Origin of the sequence: Amycolatopsis sp. NPDC051373 (assembly GCF_040689465.1) — a bacterium.
GTDB lineage: Bacteria > Actinomycetota > Actinomycetes > Mycobacteriales > Pseudonocardiaceae > Amycolatopsis.
The window spans coordinates 70,822-90,981 of sequence record NZ_JBFBAE010000035.1 but is presented as its reverse complement, the minus strand read 5'-3'; the positions used below and the strand labels follow the sequence as shown (position 1 = coordinate 90,981).

Annotated in this window: 16 protein-coding genes and 1 riboswitch; of the genes, 2 read left to right on the top strand and 14 right to left on the bottom strand. The window is 71.6% G+C overall.

What is annotated here, in order from left to right; genetic code table 11:
- Positions 1 to 14: 14 nt before the first annotated feature.
- Positions 15 to 129: riboswitch (SAM riboswitch) on the bottom strand.
- A gap of 79 nt (positions 130 to 208) precedes the next feature.
- The gene (locus tag AB0383_RS43455) at positions 209 to 1,030 is read right to left on the bottom strand and encodes a phosphoenolpyruvate hydrolase family protein (protein WP_364186341.1); all 822 of its coding nucleotides are present in this window, start codon (positions 1,028 to 1,030) and stop codon (positions 209 to 211) included.
- Between the two features lies 1 nt (position 1,031).
- The gene (locus AB0383_RS43450) at positions 1,032 to 2,243 is read right to left on the bottom strand and encodes a Tm-1-like ATP-binding domain-containing protein (RefSeq protein ID WP_364186343.1); all 1,212 of its coding nucleotides are present in this window, start codon (positions 2,241 to 2,243) and stop codon (positions 1,032 to 1,034) included.
- An 84-nt stretch (positions 2,244 to 2,327) separates the two neighbouring features.
- On the opposite strand from AB0383_RS43450, the gene AB0383_RS43445 reads away from it, so the two are divergent.
- On the top strand, positions 2,328 to 3,698 hold the full coding sequence (locus AB0383_RS43445) for a PLP-dependent aminotransferase family protein (RefSeq protein WP_364186345.1): 1,371 nt from the start codon (positions 2,328 to 2,330) through the stop codon (positions 3,696 to 3,698).
- Positions 3,699 to 3,725: 27 nt separating this feature from the next.
- Here the strand turns inward: AB0383_RS43445 and AB0383_RS43440 are convergent, their stop codons facing one another.
- From AB0383_RS43440 to AB0383_RS43420, 5 genes are all read right to left on the bottom strand, one after another.
- Positions 3,726 to 5,204: a potassium/proton antiporter gene (locus AB0383_RS43440; protein ID WP_364186346.1), complete on the bottom strand. Its 1,479-nt coding sequence runs from the start codon at positions 5,202 to 5,204 to the stop codon at positions 3,726 to 3,728.
- Between the two features lie 96 nt (positions 5,205 to 5,300).
- Positions 5,301 to 5,996 carry a helix-turn-helix domain-containing protein gene (locus AB0383_RS43435; RefSeq protein WP_364186348.1) on the bottom strand — a complete coding sequence of 232 codons (696 nt, stop codon included), beginning with the start codon at positions 5,994 to 5,996 and terminating at the stop codon, positions 5,301 to 5,303.
- Positions 5,997 to 6,039: 43 nt separating this feature from the next.
- On the bottom strand, positions 6,040 to 7,680 hold the full coding sequence (locus AB0383_RS43430; protein WP_364186350.1) for a penicillin-binding transpeptidase domain-containing protein: 1,641 nt from the start codon (positions 7,678 to 7,680) through the stop codon (positions 6,040 to 6,042).
- 138 nt (positions 7,681 to 7,818) lie between these two features.
- Positions 7,819 to 10,989 (bottom strand): isoleucine--tRNA ligase, encoded by a 3,171-nt coding sequence (gene ileS / locus AB0383_RS43425; RefSeq protein WP_366190317.1) that lies wholly within the window; start codon positions 10,987 to 10,989, stop codon positions 7,819 to 7,821.
- 243 nt (positions 10,990 to 11,232) lie between these two features.
- A complete protein-coding gene (locus AB0383_RS43420) occupies positions 11,233 to 12,576 on the bottom strand; it encodes an MFS transporter (RefSeq protein ID WP_364186353.1) in 1,344 nt (447 codons plus the stop codon).
- Between the two features lie 66 nt (positions 12,577 to 12,642).
- On the opposite strand from AB0383_RS43420, the gene AB0383_RS43415 reads away from it, so the two are divergent.
- The gene (locus AB0383_RS43415; protein WP_364186355.1) at positions 12,643 to 13,380 is read left to right on the top strand and encodes a metalloregulator ArsR/SmtB family transcription factor; all 738 of its coding nucleotides are present in this window, start codon (positions 12,643 to 12,645) and stop codon (positions 13,378 to 13,380) included.
- Between the two features lie 11 nt (positions 13,381 to 13,391).
- Here AB0383_RS43415 and AB0383_RS43410 read toward each other — a convergent pair whose 3' ends face one another.
- The 7 genes from AB0383_RS43410 to ftsZ all read right to left on the bottom strand — a co-directional run bounded on the left by AB0383_RS43410 (position 13,392) and on the right by ftsZ (position 20,061).
- Entirely contained in the window at positions 13,392 to 14,141 is a 750-nt protein-coding gene (locus AB0383_RS43410) for a hypothetical protein (RefSeq protein ID WP_364186357.1), read from the bottom strand.
- Between the two features lie 1,040 nt (positions 14,142 to 15,181).
- Complete coding sequence (locus tag AB0383_RS43405; RefSeq protein ID WP_364186359.1) at positions 15,182 to 16,030, bottom strand: DivIVA domain-containing protein; 849 nt, start codon at positions 16,028 to 16,030, stop codon at positions 15,182 to 15,184.
- Positions 16,031 to 16,082: 52 nt separating this feature from the next.
- Complete coding sequence (locus tag AB0383_RS43400) at positions 16,083 to 16,358, bottom strand: YggT family protein (RefSeq protein ID WP_091616814.1); 276 nt, start codon at positions 16,356 to 16,358, stop codon at positions 16,083 to 16,085.
- A gap of 126 nt (positions 16,359 to 16,484) precedes the next feature.
- The gene (gene sepF, locus AB0383_RS43395) at positions 16,485 to 17,081 is read right to left on the bottom strand and encodes a cell division protein SepF (RefSeq protein ID WP_364186361.1); all 597 of its coding nucleotides are present in this window, start codon (positions 17,079 to 17,081) and stop codon (positions 16,485 to 16,487) included.
- Between the two features lie 80 nt (positions 17,082 to 17,161).
- Positions 17,162 to 17,896, bottom strand: a complete 735-nt coding sequence (locus AB0383_RS43390; RefSeq protein WP_364186362.1) for a YggS family pyridoxal phosphate-dependent enzyme — start codon at positions 17,894 to 17,896, stop codon at positions 17,162 to 17,164.
- 70 nt (positions 17,897 to 17,966) lie between these two features.
- Positions 17,967 to 18,674: a peptidoglycan editing factor PgeF gene (gene pgeF, locus AB0383_RS43385; RefSeq protein ID WP_364186363.1), complete on the bottom strand. Its 708-nt coding sequence runs from the start codon at positions 18,672 to 18,674 to the stop codon at positions 17,967 to 17,969.
- A gap of 85 nt (positions 18,675 to 18,759) precedes the next feature.
- Positions 18,760 to 20,061, bottom strand: a complete 1,302-nt coding sequence (ftsZ, locus tag AB0383_RS43380) for a cell division protein FtsZ (protein ID WP_364186365.1) — start codon at positions 20,059 to 20,061, stop codon at positions 18,760 to 18,762.
- Positions 20,062 to 20,160 lie beyond the last annotated feature (99 nt).

The window sequence follows — 20,160 nt, the reverse complement described above, 5'->3', positions numbered from 1 at the left end:
GACCCCCGGCGAGGGGCCCGCGCTTGCCCGTCGCACAACACGACCGGCCCGGTCTTCACCCGGGGCACCCCACCGCGGTAGGAGGGTTGCCGGCCAGCAAGCCGGGGCTGAACGCTGGCACTCATGACCTGTTGATGAAGGTAACTGATTCCGGCCGTGCGAAGAAAGCCCCGTCCCGTGATCTGAGATGGCGCTCACACGCCGGCGATCACCGCCGCAGGGCGCGGAAAGCTTCCGTCTGCTCACGGATCGCGCGCTCGGCCGGGAGCCGTTCGATCGAGGAAGCGCCGAAGAAACCCACAATTCCCTCGGTGTGGTCGAGCATGTACTGCGCGTCGGCGGGCTCGGCGATCGGGCCGCCGTGACACAGCACGAGCACGTCCGGGTTCACCCGCTTGGCGGCGTCGTGCATCGCCTGCACACGGGTCACGGCCTCGTCGAGCGTGACGGCAGTGCGCGCGCCGATCGTGCCGCTCGTGGTGAGCCCGAGGTGCGGCACGAGCACGTCGGCGCCCGCGCGGGTCATGTCGGCGGCTTGCTCGGGGTCGAACACGTACGGCGCGGAGAGCAGGTCGCGTTCGCGGGCCAGCGCGACGAGGTCGACCTCCAGGCCGTAGCCCATGCCGGTCTCCTCCAGGTTCTGGCGGAACACGCCGTCGATCAGCCCGACCGTCGGGAAGTTCTGCACGCCGGCGAACCCCGTCCGCTTGAGCTCGTCGAGAAACGGGCCCATCAGCCGGAACGGGTCGGTGCCGTTGACACCGGCCAGTACCGGCGTGTCGCGCACGACCGGGAGCACCTCGCGCGCCATGTCCACGACGATGCCGTTGGCGTCGCCGTAGGCCAGCAGTCCGGCGAGCGACCCGCGCCCGGCCATGCGGTAGCGGCCGGAGTTGTAGATGATCAGCAGGTCGATGCCGCCGGCCTCGGCGGCCTTGGCGGACAGGCCGGTGCCCGCGCCGCCGCCGATCACGGGCCTGCCTTCGGCGACCGCCGCGGTGAGCCGGGTCAGCGCTGTTTCGCGGTCCACGTCAGGACTTCCCTTCGCCGATGAGCCGGTGCAGTTCGCTCGCGGCGGCGGCGCCGAACCCGGCGTCGTTGATGGCTTCTTCGCGCCGGGTCACGGTCACCGCGCTGCCGGACAACGCTTCGGTGAGGTGGGCGAACAGCTCGGCGTCGGCCGCAGGGTCGTGGAACGGGCCGTCCGGAACGTCCACAGCGGACACTCCGCCGAGCGGCAGGAACACCGAGACCGGCCCTTGTGCCGCCCGGAGTTTGCGCCCGAGCAGCGTGCCCAGCTCCGCGGATTCCTCCGGTGTGGTCCGCATGAGCGTGACAGTCGGGTTGTGCACCAGCAGGTGCCGGCCCGCGAACCGCTCCGGTACGGTGTCGGCCGGGCCGAAGTTGACCATGTCGAGCGCGCCGACGCTGACCACCTGCGCCACGCCCGCTCGCCCCGCAGCCTCCAGCCGGTGCGGGCCCGCCGACAGCACCCCGCCGACGAGCTCGTCGGCCAGCTCCGTGGTGGTCAGATCGAGGACACCGGCCAGCAGGCCGTCGGACACCAGCTTCTCCATCGCCCGGCCGCCGGATCCGGTCGCGTGGAACACGAGCACCTCGTAGCCGAGCCGTTCCAGCTCGGCGCGGGCCTCGTCGGCAGCGGGGGTGGTGACGCCGAACATCGTCACCGCGACCACCCGCCGCTCGCTGGTCTCCCGGCCGGTCTCGTGGTGGCGGGCCATGGCGGCGATCGCGGCCGCCGCGTTGCCCAGCACGGTCTTCGACACCGTGTTGAGGCCCGCGATGTCGACCACGGAGTACATCAGCGTCACGTCGGTCTCGCCCACGTACGGGCGCACGTCGCCGGACGCCATGGTGGAGACCAGCAGTTTCGGCACCCCCACCGGCAGCTCGCGCATCACGGCCGCCGCGATCGACGAGCCGCCCGAGCCACCGACCGCCAGGACGGCGTCGACGCGGCCTTCGTCGAACAGCCGTCGCACGGCCACCGCCGCACCGCGCGCCATCGTCTCCACGGCGCGTCCGCGGTCTCCCCGCAGTGACGCGAGGTCGACGCCGGCGGCGCGGGCCACCTCCTCGGCGGGCACGTCGGCGCCGTCGGACGCCGACGAACCGGCGTCGACCAGCAGCGTGTGCACCCCGTCGATTTCGAGGCGGGTGCGCAGCCAGTCGTATTCGGCGTGTTTCGTGTCGAGGGTGCCGACGAGGCAGACCGTGGCCATGCCCGCCATCGTCGCCCCCCGCGGGCGCCGCCGCTGGGCCAGTTGGCCGGAAGTGGTCCAAACTGGCTGGTGAAGGAGGTGCCCATGCACCGGGTCGAGACCGCCGAACTGGCTCGGCTACTCGGCGCGTGGCGCGGCGGCGGCCCCACGCTCCCGGCCGCGCTCGCCACCACGCTGGCCGAGCTGGTCGACTCCGCCGTGCTGCCCGAAGCCGCCGTCCTGCCGGCACAGCGGCCGCTCGCGCGAGCACTCGGCATTTCCCGGGGCACGGTGACCTCGGCGTACGACCGGCTGGCGGCCGACGGGCTCCTCACGGCCGAAGCCGGCTCCGGCTCCCGGGTGCGGCGGCGCCAGCCCGGCGGCCCGGGCGTGCCGGGTGGCCGGCTCGTCTCGTTCACCGGTGCGGCGGCGCCGGCGGACCTGTCGAGCGGCGCCCTGCCCGGCTCGGCCCTGACCGCGGACGCGCTCGCCGCGCTCGGCCCCGCCGATCTGGTGCCCTATCTCGACACTGACGGCTACTTCCCCGCCGGCGTCCCGCGGCTGCGGGCCACGATCGCCCGGCTGCTCACCGACGACGGCGTGCCCACCGCCCCGGAGCAGGTCGTGGTAACCGCCGGCGCCCAGCAGGCCGTGTGGCTCGTGGCCAACACGCTGGTCGCGGCGGGTGATCTGGTCCTGGTGGAGGAACCGAGCTACCGCGGCGCGCTCGAAGCGTTCGCCGGCGCCGGGACCCGGCTGCGGGGCATCCGCTGGAGCGCGGGCGGGATCGACCGCGACCACCTGCGCGCCGCGCTGCGCCGCTCCCCCGCGCTGCTGTACTGCCAGCCGTCCGTACACAACCCGACCGGCGAGCGCATGCCCGCGGCCGCGCGGCGTGAGCTCGGCGAGCTCGTCACGGCCGCCGGTCTGCGCACCGTGGAGGACCGCAGCAGCGCCGACCTGGTGTTCCGCGGCACGGCGCCAGGGCTGGCCGCACACGTGCCACCGGAGCTGCTGGTGAGCATCGGCACCGCGTCGAAGCTGTTCTGGGGCGGCGTGCGGATCGGGTGGATCCGCGCGGACGCGCCGACGGTCGCCCGGCTGGTCGAGGCCCGCAAGGCGATCGACCTGGGCTGCTCGGTCGTCGACCAGCTGCTCGCCGTCGGGTTGCTCCGGCGGGCCGCCGAAGCCCGGGAAGCCCGGCGCACGCTGCTCACCGCGCGCCTGGAGTCCACTGTGGACGTGCTCGGCCGGCTGTTCCCCCACTGGCGCTGGACGCGGCCGGCCGGCGGCACCGGGCTGTGGACCGACACCGGCGAAGACGCCGTGCGCCTGGCCCAGCGGGCGCTCGCCACGGGGGTGAAACTGGCGCCGGGGCCCGCGTTTTCGGTCTACGACGGGTTCCGGACGCATCTGCGGCTGCCGCTGTGGCACGCGCCGGAGGAGCTGGAGCCCGTGCTCGCGTCCCTGCGGTAACTCCCGCTTCGAGGACGCCAGCTCGACTCAGCGGCCCAGCTCACCGCGCCAACGCGCGAGCCGCCCGGCCCGGTCGACGGCGCGGATCCGGCGCTCGGTCGCGTCACGGACCGCCGCCGTGGTGACCACCAGCAGCTGGTCGTCCTCCTGCAGGCGGCTGGTCTTCTGCGGCGTGAACCCGGAGCCGTGGCGGACCACGAGGCTCACGGTGGCGCCGGCGGGCAGCCCGAGCTCGGAGATGTATACGCCGTGCAGCTTCGAGCCCTTCTGGATGCGCACCTGCAGCAACTCCGCGCCGAGCTCGTCGAGCGGCGCGGCGTCGACCTCGATCTCCTGGGCCTCGGCCCTCTTCGTGAGCCCGAGCCGGCGCGCGAACGGCCCGAGTGTGACCCCCTGCAGCAGCGTGACCACGATGACCAGCACGAACACGGCGTCGACCAGCCGTTGTGCACCCGGCACGCCCTGCGAAAGCGGGATCATCGCGAGCACGATCGGCACGGCTCCGCGCAGGCCCGCCCACGACAGGAACGCCTGCTCCCGCCACGGCAGCCGGAACGGCAGCAGCGAGATCACCACCGACAGGGGCCGCGCGAGCAGCAGCACCACCGCGCCCGCGACGAGGCCGGGCACGAGCGTCTCCAGCAGCCGGCTCGGCGACGCGAAGAGCCCGAGCAGCACGAACAGGCCGATCTGCGCGAGCCAGCCGAGGCCTTCGGCGAACGAGAGCGTGTCGGAGCGGTGCGGCAGCCTGGAGTTGCCCAGCACCAGCGCCGCGACGTACGTGGCGAGCAGCCCGGACGCGTGCGCCAGTTGGCCGGAGGAGTACGCGAGGATGCACACGGCCACCGTCGCCAGCGGGTACAGGCCGGTGGCCGGCAGTGCGGCCCGGCGCAGCGCCATCGCGCCCAGCCAGCCGAACAGCAAGCCGATCACGAGCCCGGCGGCGAGCTCGTAAACGACCAACAGCGGCAGGGTCCAGTCCACGGCGGCCCCCGACGCGAGCACGATCACCGCGATGTACGCCGGCGCGTCGTTGATGCCGGACTCCAACTCCAGCGCGCCGACGAGCTTCGGGCGCACCCCCACCGAACGCAACACCGAGAACACCGCCGCCGCGTCGGTCGAGGCGAGCACCGCACCCCACAGCAGCGCGAGCCGCCAGTCGAGCCCGAGCAGCCAGTGCAGCGCGGCGCCGGTCGCCGCGATGGTCACGATCACGGCCACTGTGGACAGCAGGATACCCAGCCCCAGTGCGGGTTTCACGGCCTGCCACCGCGTGGTGAGCCCGCCTTCGGTGAGGATCATGACGAGCGCGGCGAGCCCGAGCGACTGCGTCAGGCCGGGGTTGTCGAATTGGATGCCGATGCCCGACTCGCCCAGCGCCACGCCGATGCCGAGGTACAGCAGCAGCGACGGCAGGCCCAGCCGGATCGACACGCGCACGGCGACCACCGACGCGAGCAGCACCACTCCGCCGACGCCGAGCAGCAGGGGAAGCTGATCCATCTCCGCCCCCTCCCGGTCGCCGTGGGCTTCCAGAATAGAGAGACGGGGGCGTTCACTCGTTCGTGCACCACTGGACAACTCGGGCAAAGTGGTGTGTTAGGACACTCGATCGCCACCCAGTGTCGCCAGATCGACACCGAGCGCCGCGAACGGCTTCTCCCCGGCCGGCCTCAACCGCACCGCGCGTTGCCGGTCCCGGGTCACCCACCCCGCGTCGACGGCCCGCGCCAGGATCGCCGCGGGCACGGCACCGGCGAGGTGGTCGCGCCGCTCCGTCCAATCCAGACAGTCACGCAGCAAGGGGCGCCGGCCGCGCTCCGGCACGGCGACACCGAGTTGGCCGAGCACCTCGCGCCCGGCCGCGGTCAGCGTCAGTCCGTCCCCCGTGTCGACGATCCCCTTCGCGATCAAGCCCTCGCGCAGCGCCACACCGACGGTGCCCGCGAGATGGTCGTAGCAGCTGCGCGCGAAACTCAGCCGCTGCGTACGCAGGGACGCCTTCAGCCCCACCGGTTCGCGGTGCTCGGCGTGCTGCGCCAGGTGCTCGATCAGCTCGGCCACGCGCGGGTCGGCGATGCGGACGTACGCGTGCCGGCCCTGCTTCACCCGGGCGACGAACCCGGCGTCGTGCAGCCGGGTCACGTGCTCGCTCGCGGTCGACACCGCGATCCGTGCCGCCGCGGCCAGCTCGCCGATCGTCCAGGCGCGCCCGTCCAGCAGGGCGAGGCACATCGTCGCCCGGCTCGGGTCGGCGAGCACCGCGGCCACCTCGGCCAGCGCGACGGTCTCCATGCCCTCACCGTAGGAGCCCGACGCTTCGGCCGCCGCCGAAGCGCTACTTCACGCCGGCGAGGAACTTCGCGCCGAGCGTGACGGCGGGGCCGGAGTCGTTGCCGCCCTCCAGGAACACGCAGAACGCGACGTCTCCGCGGTAGCCCACGAACCAGCCGTGCGCTTCGGCGCCGTCACCGAACTGCGCGGTGCCGGTCTTGCCGTAGACGGTGCCCGAGCGCGCCAGTCCGGTCGCGGTACCGCCCGTGACGACCTCGCGCATCATCGCGCGCACCGAGGCCAGCACGCTCGCCGACGGCGCCCGGTAGCCCTCGTTCACGGTCGTGGCCGACGAGGCGTCCAGCCACAGCTTCGGCGTCACCGCCTTACCCGCGGCCACCGTCGCGGCCATCACCGCCTCGCCGAACGGGCTCACCTGCACGGTGCCTTGGCCGATACCGTCCTCCACCTGCTCGTCGGCGCTGCCGGCGGCACCGACCTTGCCCATCTCGGTGGTGAGGCCGGGGATGTCGAAGTCGGCGTTGAGGCCGTACTGGCTCGCGGCCTTGGCGAGCGCGTCCGGCGGCAGCTGCGAGGCGAGCTGACCGAACGAGGTGTTGCACGAATGCGCGAACGCGCGGTGCACGGTGGTGGTGCCGAGGTCGAAGCCCTCGTTGGAGATCGTGCGGGTGCCGATCCGCGCGGTGAGCGGGCACGGCACCTGCGAGTCCTTCGTGACAACGCCGGCCTCCAGGGCCGCCGTCGCGGTCGCGATCTTGAACGTCGAACCCGGCGCGTACAGGCCGTTCAGCGCCGAGGGACTCGTACCCGCGGCGGCGTTCTGCGCCACCGCCAGCACCCCGCCGTTGGACGGCTGGATCGCCACGATCACGGCCTTGCCGCGGTAGGAGTCGACGGCCGACTGGGCCGCGTTCTGCACGGAGACGCTCACCGTGGACTTCACCGCCTGCTGCCCGCTCTCGGTCTTGCCGAAGAGCGTTTCCAGCGCCTTGCCCGAGGTGTCGACCCGCTGGACCGCGAAGGTGTCCGACGGCGCCGACGTGCCCTGTCCGGTCAGCGCCTGCGTCAGCAACGGGAACTTCGCGGCAGGATCGAGGTGCGTGCCACCCGGCCCGCTGATGACCACCGGCTTGCCGTCGCGGTCCACCACCACGGCCTCGTCGGCCGCCGCGGCCGCGATCACGAGCCGCTGGCCGGCCTGCAGCTTCGGGTGCAGCGTGGCGGGCGTCCAGTGCACCCGCCAGCTGTCGCCGGACTTCACCACGTCGAAGCTGCCGCTGTAGGACCAGACGTGGCCGGGGCCGAGGTTCCAGGTGAGCGTGTAGCTCGCGGCCGTCTTCGTCGCAGTCGCGGCGGCAGGCTCGACCTTGTCGATCTTGGCCTGCACGTCCTGCGGCTTGAGCGTGTACCAGGCGTCGCGCAGCGCGGCGGCCGCGTCGTGCGGGTTGTCGGTGAGCAGGCTGGCCTCGTCGGTCTGGTTGCCCGCGAAGTCGTTCAGGTAGAGCTGCGCCGCCGACGTCGGGTCCGGGGCGACCGGTCCCGCCGCGACCGAGCTCTCGGTCGGCTCGGCCGCTGCCTCGGGCGCCGGCGAACCGCCGGTCAGCAGCACCACCGCCGCGACGACGATCGCCACCATCGCGACCGCGCCACCGATCAGGACAGCTCTCTTACCGGCTGGACTCACTTGCGACTCTCCCCCAGGCCCGTGCGACGTGCGCGCACTCGGCCCAGCTTGCCCATCGCTGACGGACAAGAGGCGTTACAGGTGAGAAAGCGGCCTTCCCGACGCCGATTCGTGATCAACGCCGGGAAGGCCGGTTCGCTACGCCTTCTCGACCGCCACGCGGACCTTCACGCCGTCGCCGACAGTGCCCTCGAAGCCCTCGGGAGCGTCGCCGTAGGTCACCGAGGTGGCCAGCGTTTCCGACGCCACGAACTCCTCGAACTTGCGCACCGCGGCCACGACCTCGTCCGGGGGGTCGATCGTGAGCGCGACTCGGTCGGACACGTCGAGGCCGGCTTCGCGGCGGGCCTGCTGCACCACGCGCACCAGGTCACGGGCGATGCCCTCGTCGGCCAGGTCGGCCGTGACCTCGGTGTCGAGCTGCACCAGCCCGCTGCCGCCCGGCAGCTCGGCCGCCGCGCCGCCGTCCTTGGCCACCAAGCGCCGCTCGTACTCGCCTTCGAGCAGCTCGACTCCTGCCGCCACCACGACGCCGCCCGGGTTCGTGGTCCAGTCACCGGCCTTCACGGCCTTGATGACCTTCTGCACGTCCTTGCCCAGCCGCGGCCCGGCCGCCCGCGCGTTCACGGCGACCTCGAACGAGCCGTGCGCCGCGACGTCGGTGGTCAGCTCGACCGACTTCACGTTCACCTCGTCGCGCAGGATGTCGGTGAACTCGCGCAGCGCCTCCACGTCCTCGGCCGCGACCAGCAGCTTCGCCAGCGGCAGCCGCACGCGCAGCTTGTTGGCCTTGCGCAGCGAGAGCGCCGTCGACGCCACCTGCCGCACGCGGTCCATGGCCGTGACCAGCGCCGCGTCGGCCGGCAGGTCGAGCGAGCTCGGCCAGTCGGTCAGGTGCACCGAACGGCCGCCGGTGAGGCCGCGCCACACCGTCTCGGTCGTGAGCGGCAGCAGCGGCGCGACGACGCGGGAGGTCACCTCGAGCACCGTGTGCAGCGTGTCGATCGCGTCCTGGTCACCCGCCCAGAACCGGTCGCGCGAACGGCGCACGTACCAGTTCGTGAGCACCTCCAGGAAGTCGCGCACGGTCTGGCACGCGTCGGCGATGTCGTAGTTGTCCAGCGCGTACTCGACGTCCGTCACGAGCTCGTGGGTCTTCGCGAGCACGTAGCGGTCGAGCAGGTGCGCCGAATCCGTACGCCACCGGCCTTCCACGCCCTCGGCGTTGGCGTAGAGGGCGAGGAAGTAGTACGAGTTCCACAGCGGCAGCACAGCCTGGCGCACGGCGTCGCGGATGCCCCGGTCGGTGACGACGAGGTTGCCGCCGCGCAGGATCGGGCTCGCCATGAGGTACCACCGCATGGCGTCGGACCCGTCGCGGTCGAACACCTCGGTCACGTCCGGGTAGTTCCGCAGCGACTTCGACATCTTCTGCCCGTCGGAGCCGAGCACGATGCCGTGGCTGATGCAGGTGCGGAACGCCGGCCGGTCGAACAGCGCCGTCGCGAGCACGTGCAGCAGGTAGAACCAGCCGCGCGTCTGCCCGATGTACTCCACGATGAAGTCGCTCGGGTAGTGGTGCTCGAACCACTCGGCGTTCTCGAACGGGTAGTGCACCTGGGCGTACGGCATCGAGCCCGAGTCGAACCACACGTCGAGCACCTCGGGCACGCGGCGCATGGTCGAGTTCCCGGTCGGGTCGTCCGGGTTCGGCCGGGTCAGCTCGTCGATGTACGGCCGGTGCAAGTTGTCCAGCCGCACCCCGAAATCGCGCTCGAGGTCGTCGAGTGAACCGTAGACGTCGGTGCGCGGGTAGGTCGGGTCGTCCGACTGCCACACCGGGATCGGCGAGCCCCAGTAGCGGTTGCGGGAGATCGACCAGTCGCGGGCGTTCTCCAGCCACTTGCCGAACTGGCCGTCCTTGACGTTGTCCGGGTACCACGTGATCTGCTGGTTGAGCTCGACCATGCGGTCCTTGAACTGCGTCACCGCGACGAACCACGACGACACCGCCCGGTAGATCAGCGGGTTGCGGCAGCGCCAGCAGTGCGGATACGGGTGCTCGTAGGTCTCGTGGCGCAACAGGATCGGGCTCTGCTGCGCGGCGGAACCCGTGCCGTTCTTGAGGTCGCGGATGATGTTCGGGTTGGCCTCGAACACCTGCTGGCCCTCGTAGTCGGGCACGGTCGCGTCGAAACGGCCGCGCGCGTCGACCGGGGTGGCCGGCGTGATGCCCGCGGCGTCGGTGACGACCTTGTCCTCTTCACCGTAGGCGGGAGCGATGTGCACGACGCCGGTGCCGTCTTCGGTCGTGACGTAGTCCGCCGACAGGACCCGGTGCGCGTTCTCGCGGCCGAGGAAGTACGGGAACGGTGGGGCGTAACGGTTTCCGAGCAGCTCCGCACCGGTGTAGTGCGCCACGACCGTCGGCTCTTCGCCGAGCTCGCGCGCGTACGCGCCGACGCGGGCTTCGGCGAGCAGGAACCGCTTGCCGGGGAAGTTCTCGCTCTCCACCACCACGTAGCGCACCTCGGGGTGCACGGCGGTGGCGAGGTTCGAGGGCAGGGTCCACGGCGTGGTCGTCCAGATGAGCAGGTACGTGCCGTCGAGCTCGTTCCCGTTGCCTTCCAAGCGGAACCCGACCGTGACGGCCGGGTCCTGGCGGGTGCGGTAGACGTCGTCGTCCATGCGCAGTTCGTGGTTGGACAGCGGCGTCTCGTCGCGCCAGCAGTAGGGCAGCACGCGGTAGCCCTCGTACACCAGCCCCTTGTCCCACAGCTGCTTGAACGCCCAGATGACCGACTCCATGTAGGGCAGGTCGAGCGTCTTGTAGTCGTTGTCGAAGTCGACCCAGCGCGCCTGGCGGGTGACGTACTCCTCCCACTCCTTGGTGTAGCGCAGCACGGACTCGCGGGAGGCGTCGTTGAACTTGGCGACCCCCATCGCCTCGATCTCTTCCTTCTCCGTGATGCCGAGCTGTCGCATCGCCTCGAGTTCGGCGGGCAGGCCGTGGGTGTCCCAGCCGAACCGGCGGTCGACGTGCTTGCCCTTCATCGTCTGGTAGCGCGGGACGATGTCCTTCACGTACCCGGTGAGCAGGTGCCCGTAGTGCGGCAGGCCGTTGGCGAAGGGCGGGCCGTCGTAGAACACGTACTCGTTGTCGCCGTTCGCCCCGGCCGGGCGCGCGTCGATCGAGGCCTGGAACGTCCGGTCGGTCTCCCAGTACTCGAGCACGCGCTGCTCCAGCGCGGGGAACGACGGCTGGGCCGGGACCGACGTCTCGCCGTCCACCTGGGCCTTCGGGTACATCGGGGTGCGCTCCTTGCGTTCGTCGCTCGCGTACGGATGACCGGTGCCTACCGGTCACCCACACGGGGACGAGACGCTCGCGCGTCACGCGGTACCACCCCGCTTGCCCGGCGTTCGTACTGCCGGGCCACTCGTTCGTCGGCTGTGACGGGCCGCCCCGTCCGGGTCTACTGGGGACGCACGCGCCCCGTTCTTCCGGAGGCTCCCCGGTGATGGCCGGATCGACGCCTTGCTGGTACCAGGTTAGCCCGGGTGCGCAACCGCGTTTGCGGTGGCCCGGGGTCCGGTGGTGACGGCGGCGAGGGCCGCGGCGGCGAGCCAGAGTGCGGCGGCGATGACGCCGAGGGTGTGGAGGCCGTGCACGAAGGCCGGGTGGTTCGCCGGATCTCCCGCGACTGCGCCGAAAACCGCGACGCCGAGTGCTCCGGCGGCTTGGCGGGCGGCGTTGTTGACGCCGCCGGCGACGCCCGCGCGTTCGGGAGGCGCGTCGGTGACGGCGGCCGTGACGACGGCGGCGGTGAGCAGCCCCATGCCTGCGCCGAGGCCGAGAAGCGCGGGCAGGAGGGTGGGGTAAGTCGTTGTCGTGTCGACGCGCAGGAGTGCGCCGAGGCCGGTCGCTCCGAGGAGGAGTCCGCCGATGATCGGCGAGCGGGGGCCGAGCTTCGCGGTGAGGCGGCCGCTGAACGGGCCGAGCAGGACCAGGGGCAGGAAGAGCGGGAGCAGGGCGAGTCCCGCGTCGAGCGGTTTCAGGTACAGCACGCTCTGCAGGTAGAGGGTGAACACAAGGACCGCGCCGAGTCCGACGAAGTTCATGGCGGCGGAGATGGTGGTGGCGCCGGCGGTGCGGCGGGATTTGAGCAGGCCCAGGGGCAGCATCGGGTCGGCGGAGCGGTACTCGACGACGAGGAATGTCGCCGCCGCCGTCACGGCGATGACGGCGGCGACGGGCTGGTGTCCGATCACGGCGTAGACGCCGGCGCCGAGGGCGAGGGCGGCCGTGGCGGCACCCGGCAGGTCGATGCGGCCGGGTGTGCGGGCGCCGGGTTGGACCAGCTTCCGGACGGCGAGCGCCGCTGCCACGACGATCGGCACATTGAGCAGGAAGACAGGTCGCCAGCCGGCGAGGGAGACGAGCACCCCGCCGAGCAGCGGGCCGGCGGGCAAGGCGAGCGCTGACACGCCGGCCCAGACACCGAGGGCGCGGGCTCGGGTGCTCGGATCCGGGCACTGCCGGTTGATCACGGCGAGTGTGCCCGGCAGCAGCAGCGCGGCGCCGATCCCCTGTACGGCCCGGGCGGCGATCAGCCAGGACGCGGACTGGGCGAACCCGCACGCGGCGGACGCGACGCCGAACACCACCAGCCCCGTGAGCACCACGCCGCGGTGGCCGAGGACGTCGCCGAGCGCGCCGCCCGCGAGCAGCAGCGCCGCGAGGACGACGGAGTAGCCGTCGACGACCCATTGCAGCGCGGTCAGTCCTGCGTGGAGTTGCTCGCCGAGGGTGGGGAGGGCGACGTTGACGACGGTGACGTCGAGCTGCACCAGGAACATCCCGGTGCACAGGGTGATCAGGAGCGCCGGTCTCATGGTCCCCAGTGGACCTCGTGGACGCTTCCGTCGCGGTGGAAGTGTCGCGGGTGCACCCTGGACATCGTGGACGGAGACGCAGACATCGCCGCGACCGCGGCCCTCTTCGCCGACCCTGCGCGGGTCCGCGTGCTGCTCGCCCTGGGCGACGGCCGCGCGCTGGCCGCGTCGGTGCTGGCCGCCGAGGCGGGCTTGTCGGCCCAGGGCGCGAGCTCCCACCTGGCCAAACTGCTCGACGCGGGGCTCGTCACGGCCGAACGCTCCGGCCGGCACCGCTTCTACCGCATCGCCGGCCCGGCCCCGGAGCTGTTGAAGACTTTGGCTCGGTTCTCCCCTGCGCGACCGGTCCGTTCGCTGCGCGAAGGCACGCGGGCGGGCGCCTTGCGCTCGGCGCGGACTTGCTACGACCACGTCGCCGGTCAGCTGGGCGTCGCCATCACGGCGGCCCTGGTTTCGCACGACGCACTGATCACTGTGGACGGTGACCCGAGCACTGCGCGTCGGCCCGGTGACCGGATTTCCGCGCAGCTACAGGATCATCCGTATGCATTGGGGCCCGCCGCTCCGGCGGTGTTCGCTTCTTTGGGCGTCGATCTCGAGGCGGCTTCCGCAGCGCGGCGGCCGTTGTTGCGCTTCTGTCTGGATTGGAGCGAACAGCGGCACCACTTGGCGGGTGCGCTCGGTGCGGCCGTTGCTGAGCGGTTGCTGGACGCGGGCTGGCTGCGCCGCCGCACTCAGGCCCATCGCGCGGTCCGGCTGACGCCCGCGGGAAGCGCCGCACTGGGCGAGATCCTCGGGATTTAGCGCGCGGCCGGTCAGCGGTGCGCGGCGGCGAGGACGGCGTCGGGACCGCAGCGCGCGCACGGGGTGAAGCCGAGCTGGCGCGCCTCGCCGACGCCGATGGGGATGGTGTCGCGGCCGGAGAGCCAGGGGCAGTCGACGAGGTGGTAGCGGGGGTACTCGTCGACCACCACGACCACGTCCTCGAGCTCCTTGACGACCGCGAGATCCTCGGCGCTCGTGTTTTCCTCGGCAGGCGGGGTTTCGCGGACAGGCGCCTTTTCGGCGGCGGCGGTCGCCGGCTCGGCCGTCGCGGCGGTAGCGGTCGCGGCCGTCGCAGCCGTCGAGGATTCGGCGGTCGCGGTGGTCGCGGTCTCCTTGGCTGCTGCGGAGGTGTCCACGGTGGCATCGCTGTCCGCGGCGGCTCCGGCCGGCTGAGGTGCGGGCGCGGTTTCGGCCTCCGCCTCGGGTGCCGGCTCGATCTCGGGCTCGGGCACGTCGGCCAGGTTGCCGAGCTCGCCCCGCGAAGGCAGCAGGGCGGTCTGCTCGGCGTCGAAATTCTCGACCTCGGCGGCCTTCTCACCCGCCCCAGCGTCCTCGACGGCCGCCTTGGCCTCGCCCGGCTCGGGGCGGTTGCGCCGCCGCAGCCAGTCCACGAGCAGGATCAGCCCGGCGAGCACCGACAGGCCGATCGAGACCCACGCCCACAGCGAGGTTGCCGTGATGAGCGCCGTGACGAGCAGCGCGAGCGCCGCCAGCACCAGAACGAGGACGATGTAGAGCACGCTGAATTACAGCACGCGAAACCCGGATCCCGGGACACGACCCGCCCACGCCGGGTACCGCACCGGATGCATTCCGTGGCCACCCCACCGCCGCCCCCGCCCCCAAGATCCACACCACCCCCAGCGACAACCACCCCACCACTCACCCGCCGGCCCCCAGTCGCCAAGCGGTTGATCACTTGCGCCGAACCGCACAAACCGGCGATCCACCGCAACACCGGACCGACCGGACGCGCCCACTCCCGCTGGGCCGACGCCGCGCCAACCGCGGGCGCCACCGGATTCACCGAACCGAACGGCAGCACTCCGGCTTCGCCCGGCGGTCGAGTACTCGCGCCGAGCGCCGAGGAAAACTACTTCCACCCAGCCGCAAGACTCGCCCTGCCGTCGATCACTTGCGGCGGCGGCACCGCACTCGCCAACCCCGGGGTATCTCCGGCACACCCACTCGAACTGGCCAACCCGAACACTCCACCCGACGCACCCAACGAGCCGAAGCCCTCCCGAATCAGGGGCGCCGAGGACACCTGCCCGCCGTGGGTCGCCGCGCTCGCCGAACCGGTCCGCTCCCGGCGAGCCAGCGCCTCGCGAGTCAGGCGAGGCTCACGTCACGGAAAGTCGGTCCGGACCCCGGGCGCGTCGGGCGCCGCAAAGCCGACCGAGCGAACCCCGGTCTCGCAGAGCGCGAGCGGGCCGGCGCACTCCGTGCGCACCGCCTCGGAGCAACAACCGGAAATCGCCAGGCCACCCGGAAAAAACTTGCGATCAAGGTCGGCCCGAACGGGCAGTTTCCCGGCCCGAAAGCCCATCCCGGAATTCACGCCCGCGACATTCCGTGCGCATTCCATCACCTAATGCGCAGGGGCATTCCAGGCCGTCGAAAACGCCGATCACGAATTGCCACTACCCGACTACCGAAAATGCGGAAACCGCAGGACGACGACCCGTTCGACGCGCATGACGAAGCCCCGCCGGATCCCCGGTGAGCGGGGATCCGGCGGGGCATCAGCCAAGTCAGAGACTCAGAGAAGCGAAGAACCTCAGCCGGCTTCGGCGCGGGGGCCGAAGGAGTAGCCCTGGCCGCTGCTGGAGCCGGAGGACTGGCCCGAGTTCGACGACGCCGAGGCCGGGGCCGCGGACCCGCGATCGTCGAGTTCGCGCAGCTGGGACTCGAGGAAGCCGCGCAGGCGAGTGCGGTACTCGCGCTCGATGGTGCGCAGCTCTTCGATCTTCTTGCCCAGCGAACCCTTCTCGGCGTTCAGGTTGTTCATCGTCTCGGTGTACTTGCGCTGCGACTCGCGTTCCATGGTGGTCGCCTTGTCGCGCGCCTGGCGCTCGAGCGTTTCGGCGCGCGTGCGCGCGTCGTTCAGCATGGTCTCGGCGCGAGTGCGCGCCTCGTTGACCATCGAGTCGGACTTCGCCCTGGCGTCGGAAAGCAGCTGCTCGGACTTGGTCCGCGCCTCCGCCAGCATGCCGTCGGACTCGGTCTTCGCCTCGGCGGTGAGCCGGTCGGCCATCTCCTGGGCGAGGCCGAGGACCTTGGCGGCCTGCACGTTCGGCTCACCACTGTCACCGACCATCGAGTGCGCCTGCGTCTGCTCCATCGCCGAAGCCGGCGGCGGCACGGGCGCCAGGCGGCGGGACGGCTCGTCCCGCACCGGCGGAGGACCGCTCACCTTCGCGTTCTCGAGCTCGCCCCGGGTCGACTCCAGCTCGTTGTCGAGCTGTTCGATCTGCTGGCGCAGCTCGTTGTTGTCCTCGATCAACCGGGCAAGCTCGGTCTCCACCAGGTCGAGGAACGCGTCCACCTCGTCCTCGTTGTAGCCCCTCTTGCCGATGGGCGGCTTGCTGAACGCGACGTTATGCACGTCAGCGGGGGTCAACGACATCAGATCACCTCACGCACTCCATGGCCTGCAGGGTCCACCCAGGTTTCCCCGATCACCTGGGAGTTGCCAGTTGCATCGCGAAGAACACAACCAACAGCAGCACCATAATCGATAAGTCCAGTCCCATCCCGCCGATCCGAACCATCGGGATCATTCGTCTGAACAGACGAACCGGCGGGTCGGTCACTGTGTAGATGGTCTCGAGCGTGACCGCAACCCCTCCGGCGGGACGCCACTCTCGTGCGAAGGTCCGCACGAGCTCGATCACGATACGCGCCGTCAACAGAAGCCAGAAGGCGAACAGCACGTACCAGACCACCAGCCACACAGCATTCACTCGACCACTCTAGCGGGGGACGCCGGGGGAAGTCGCAGCCAGCAGCCCCGGCGTGGCGCCGAGTCGACAAAATCACGTCTGGCTGCGCCCAGCGGCCTGCCGGACTTCAGCCGCACTTCAGCTGCGCAGGAAAAGTCCGCCCTCGGCGATCCGCCGGCGGTCCTCCGCGGTCACGTCGACATCCGGCGGTGAGAGAAGGAACACCTTGTTGGTGACCTTGTCCATCGACCCCCGGAGCGCGAACGCGAGCCCCGCGGCGAAGTCGACGAGCCGCTTGGCGTCCGCGTTCTCCATCTCCGTGAGATTGATGATCACGGGGATGCCTTCGCGGTAGTGCTCGCCGATCGCGCGCGCCTCGACGTAGCTCGTCGGGTGCAGCGTGGTGATGCGGCTCAACGGATCGCGGACGGGCGCGCGCACGGGCTCGGTGACCGGCCGTAGCCGGGCGACGGGCTCGGGCTGGCGGTCCACGGCGAGAGCGCCGTGCGTGGTCGGTTCCGCAGCGGTGACCGACCGTGACCGGGCCCGCGAAGCGGGCTCGTCGTAAGTGTCATCGGCCTCACGGTACCGTGAGCGCGATCGCGCCGGCGGTTCGTCGTAGGAGTCGTACTCGTCGTCGTAGTCACGCCGGTAGTCCTCGTCCTCGACGTCGTAGCCGTCCTCGTCCGCGGGCACCATCCCGAAGTAGGCCTTCAGCTTCTGCAGCGCGCTCATGCCTCTCCCTAGCCCTAACCGCTCCCGCACCGTGCTACCCCACCCGACCGATCACGAAACGTGACGGCCACGCGGACTCCCTACGGCGAGGCTAAACCGCGCCCACCGAGCAGTGCGGTTCCGACACGCACACATGTCGAGCCGTGCGTGATCGCCTGTTCGAGATCATGGCTCATCCCGGCGGAGACTTCTGCGGCATTCGGGTGATCTTTGCGAAGTCGCTCCGACACCTGGGCAAGCAGGGCAAAGGCCCTGCCCGGATCCTCTTCCCGGGGTGCGACGGCCATCACGCCACGCAACCTGAGCTCACTCACGTGAGTGATGTGGTCGGCCAGCGCGGCGAGGTCGGACAGGGGTGTGCCGCCCCGCGCCGGGTCGCCGTCGAGGCTCACCTGGATGAGGACGTCGAGCGGATCGGCCCGCTCCCCCGCCTCCCGCGCGGTGCCCGCCGCGCGGCCCAGCGCGTCGGCCAGCCGCGCCGAGTCGACCGACTGGACTTCCGCCGCCCAGCGCACGACCGAGCGCGCCTTGTTGCGCTGCAGGCTGCCGACCATGTGCCAGCGCGGCGCGGCGTCGGGGCGCAGCTGCCCGACCTCCGCAGCCTTGGGACCGGCCTCCTGGTCGCGGTTCTCGGCCAGGTAACGCAGCCCCAGATCCACGAGAAGCGCCGCGTCGGACGCCGGGAAGGTCTTGGTCACCCCGACCAACCGCACCTCGTCGCGCGCGCGTCCCGCGGCCGCGCACGCCGCGGCGATCCGGTCCTCGATCGCAGCCAGCGAGGCCGCCAGTTCGTCCCGCCGGGCGGCCTCGCTCATGCCGCCTCCCATGTTTTGCGGGACACCCGCACCTGGTCGGCGGCACGCGCAGGCCGGCGCGATCGGGTGCTCACGCCGCCTCCAGCCACGTGATCCCGGCGATCCGGCCGGTGGTCCCGTCGCGGCGGTAGCTGAAAAGCGTCTTGTCCTCCGCCGTGCACCGCGGATCAACGCCGATGCGCCCGACACCGAGCCCGGCCAGCTGACGCCACAGCCCGGCGCGCAGGTCGAGCCCCGTCGTGCCCTGGCGGGTCTTGCAGGCGCTTCCGGGCACGTGCTTCTCGACGTCGGCCGCCATGTCGGCGGGCACTTCGTAACAAGCGCCGCAGATCGCCGGGCCGAGCAGCGCCTCGATGCGGGCCGGTTCGGCGCCAAGGCCACGCATGGCCTCCACCGCCGCCGGGACCACGCCGATGCGCGCGCCCACGCGTCCGGCGTGCACCGCCGCGACCACGCCCGCCTCGGGGTCGGCCAGCAGCAGCGGCACGCAGTCGGCGACGAGAACCACGAGCGCGACGCCCGGCTTGTCCGTCACCAGCGCGTCGGTGGCCTCCGCCGCCCGGGTCTCGGTGCCGTCCACCACGGTGGCCGTGCGGCCGTGCACCTGCTCCATCCACGCCAGCCGCTCCTTCGCGAGGCCGAGCTCGGAAGCCAGCCGCTCGCGGTTCGCGAAGACGTTGCCCTCTTCGTCCCCGACGTGGTCGCCGAGGTTGAAACTGTCGTACGGCGGCCGGGAAGCCCCGCCCGCCCTGGTCGTCACGACTCGTCGTACTCGCACCCGGCCATCCTTCCAAAGCACGCCGGAACACGCCGAAGGCCACCTCGACGGCGGGTCGAGGTGGCCTTCGCGGTGAACGGGTTCCCTACCGGCGCATGAACGGCGGCACGTCGACCTCGTCGTCCGACGGGTCGTCGTGCACCGTGGCCGGACGGCTCGGCAGGCTGCCGGTCGTGGGCCCGGAGCCGATCGGCGAGTAACCGCGCGAGCCGCCGCCCGGCTGGGGCAGGCCGCCCGGCGGGGTGCCGGGCTGCGGCAGCGGTGGCTGGGTGCGCGGCGGCGCCACCGGGTAGCCGGAGCTGCTCGCCGGCGGCACCGGCGTGGCGCCACCCGACGGAGCCGGCGGCTGCGAGCCGCCCACGTGCCCGGCCGAGGCCGACGCCGTGGTGCCGCCCGAGCGCGAACCGAACGCGGGCGGGTCGAGCTTCTTGTGCGTGGGCGCGCCGGCGTCGAAGCCGGCCGCGATCACCGTGACGCGGACCTCGTCGCCGAGGGAGTCGTCGATGATCGTGCCGAAGATGATGTTGGCGTCGGGGTGGGCCGACTCCTGCACCAGCGACGCGGCCTCGTTGATCTCGAACAGGCCCAGGTCGGAGCCGCCTGCGATCGACAGCAGCGCGCCGTGGGCGCCGTCCATCGACGCCTCGAGCAGCGGCGAGTTGATCGCCTTCTCCGCCGCCTGGATGGCCCGGCCCTCGCCGCGCGCCGAGCCGATGCCCATGAGCGCGGACCCCGCGCCGGACATCACGCTCTTCACGTCGGCGAAGTCGAGGTTGATCAGACCGGGCGTGGTGATCAGATCGGTGATGCCCTGGACACCGGACAGCAGCACCTCGTCGGCCGACCGGAACGCGTCCATGAGGGACACGCCGATGTCGCCGAGCTGCAGCAGCCGGTCGTTCGGGATCACGATCAGCGTGTCGCACTCGTTGCGCAGCGACTGGATGCCGTCCTCGGCCTGCTTGCCGCGGCGCTTGCCCTCGAAGGTGAACGGGCGGGTCACCACGCCGATGGTCAGCGCGCCCAGCTTGCGGGCGATCTGCGCGACCACGGGGGCGCCACCGGTGCCGGTGCCACCACCCTCGCCGGCGGTCACGAACACCATGTCGGCGCCCTTGATGACCTCTTCGATCTCCTCGCGGTGGTCCTCGGCGGCCTTCTGCCCCACCTCGGGGGCGGCGCCGGCACCGAGGCCGCGAGTCAGTTCCCGGCCGATGTCGAGCTTGACGTCGGCGTCGGACATGAGCAGTGCTTGCGCGTCGGTGTTCACCGCGATGAACTCGACACCCTTGAGGCCGACCTCGATCATCCGGTTCACGGCGTTCACGCCGCCGCCGCCGATGCCGACGACCTTGATCACCGCAAGGTAGTTGTGCGGGGGCGTCATCGTGGCCGCCTTCCTGATCGTGATGTGCTCGTGCTGCCCACCGGGGCCGCAACCCTGACCCTCAACCCGAGAATGAGAGTTATGTCAACCACCGGCGTT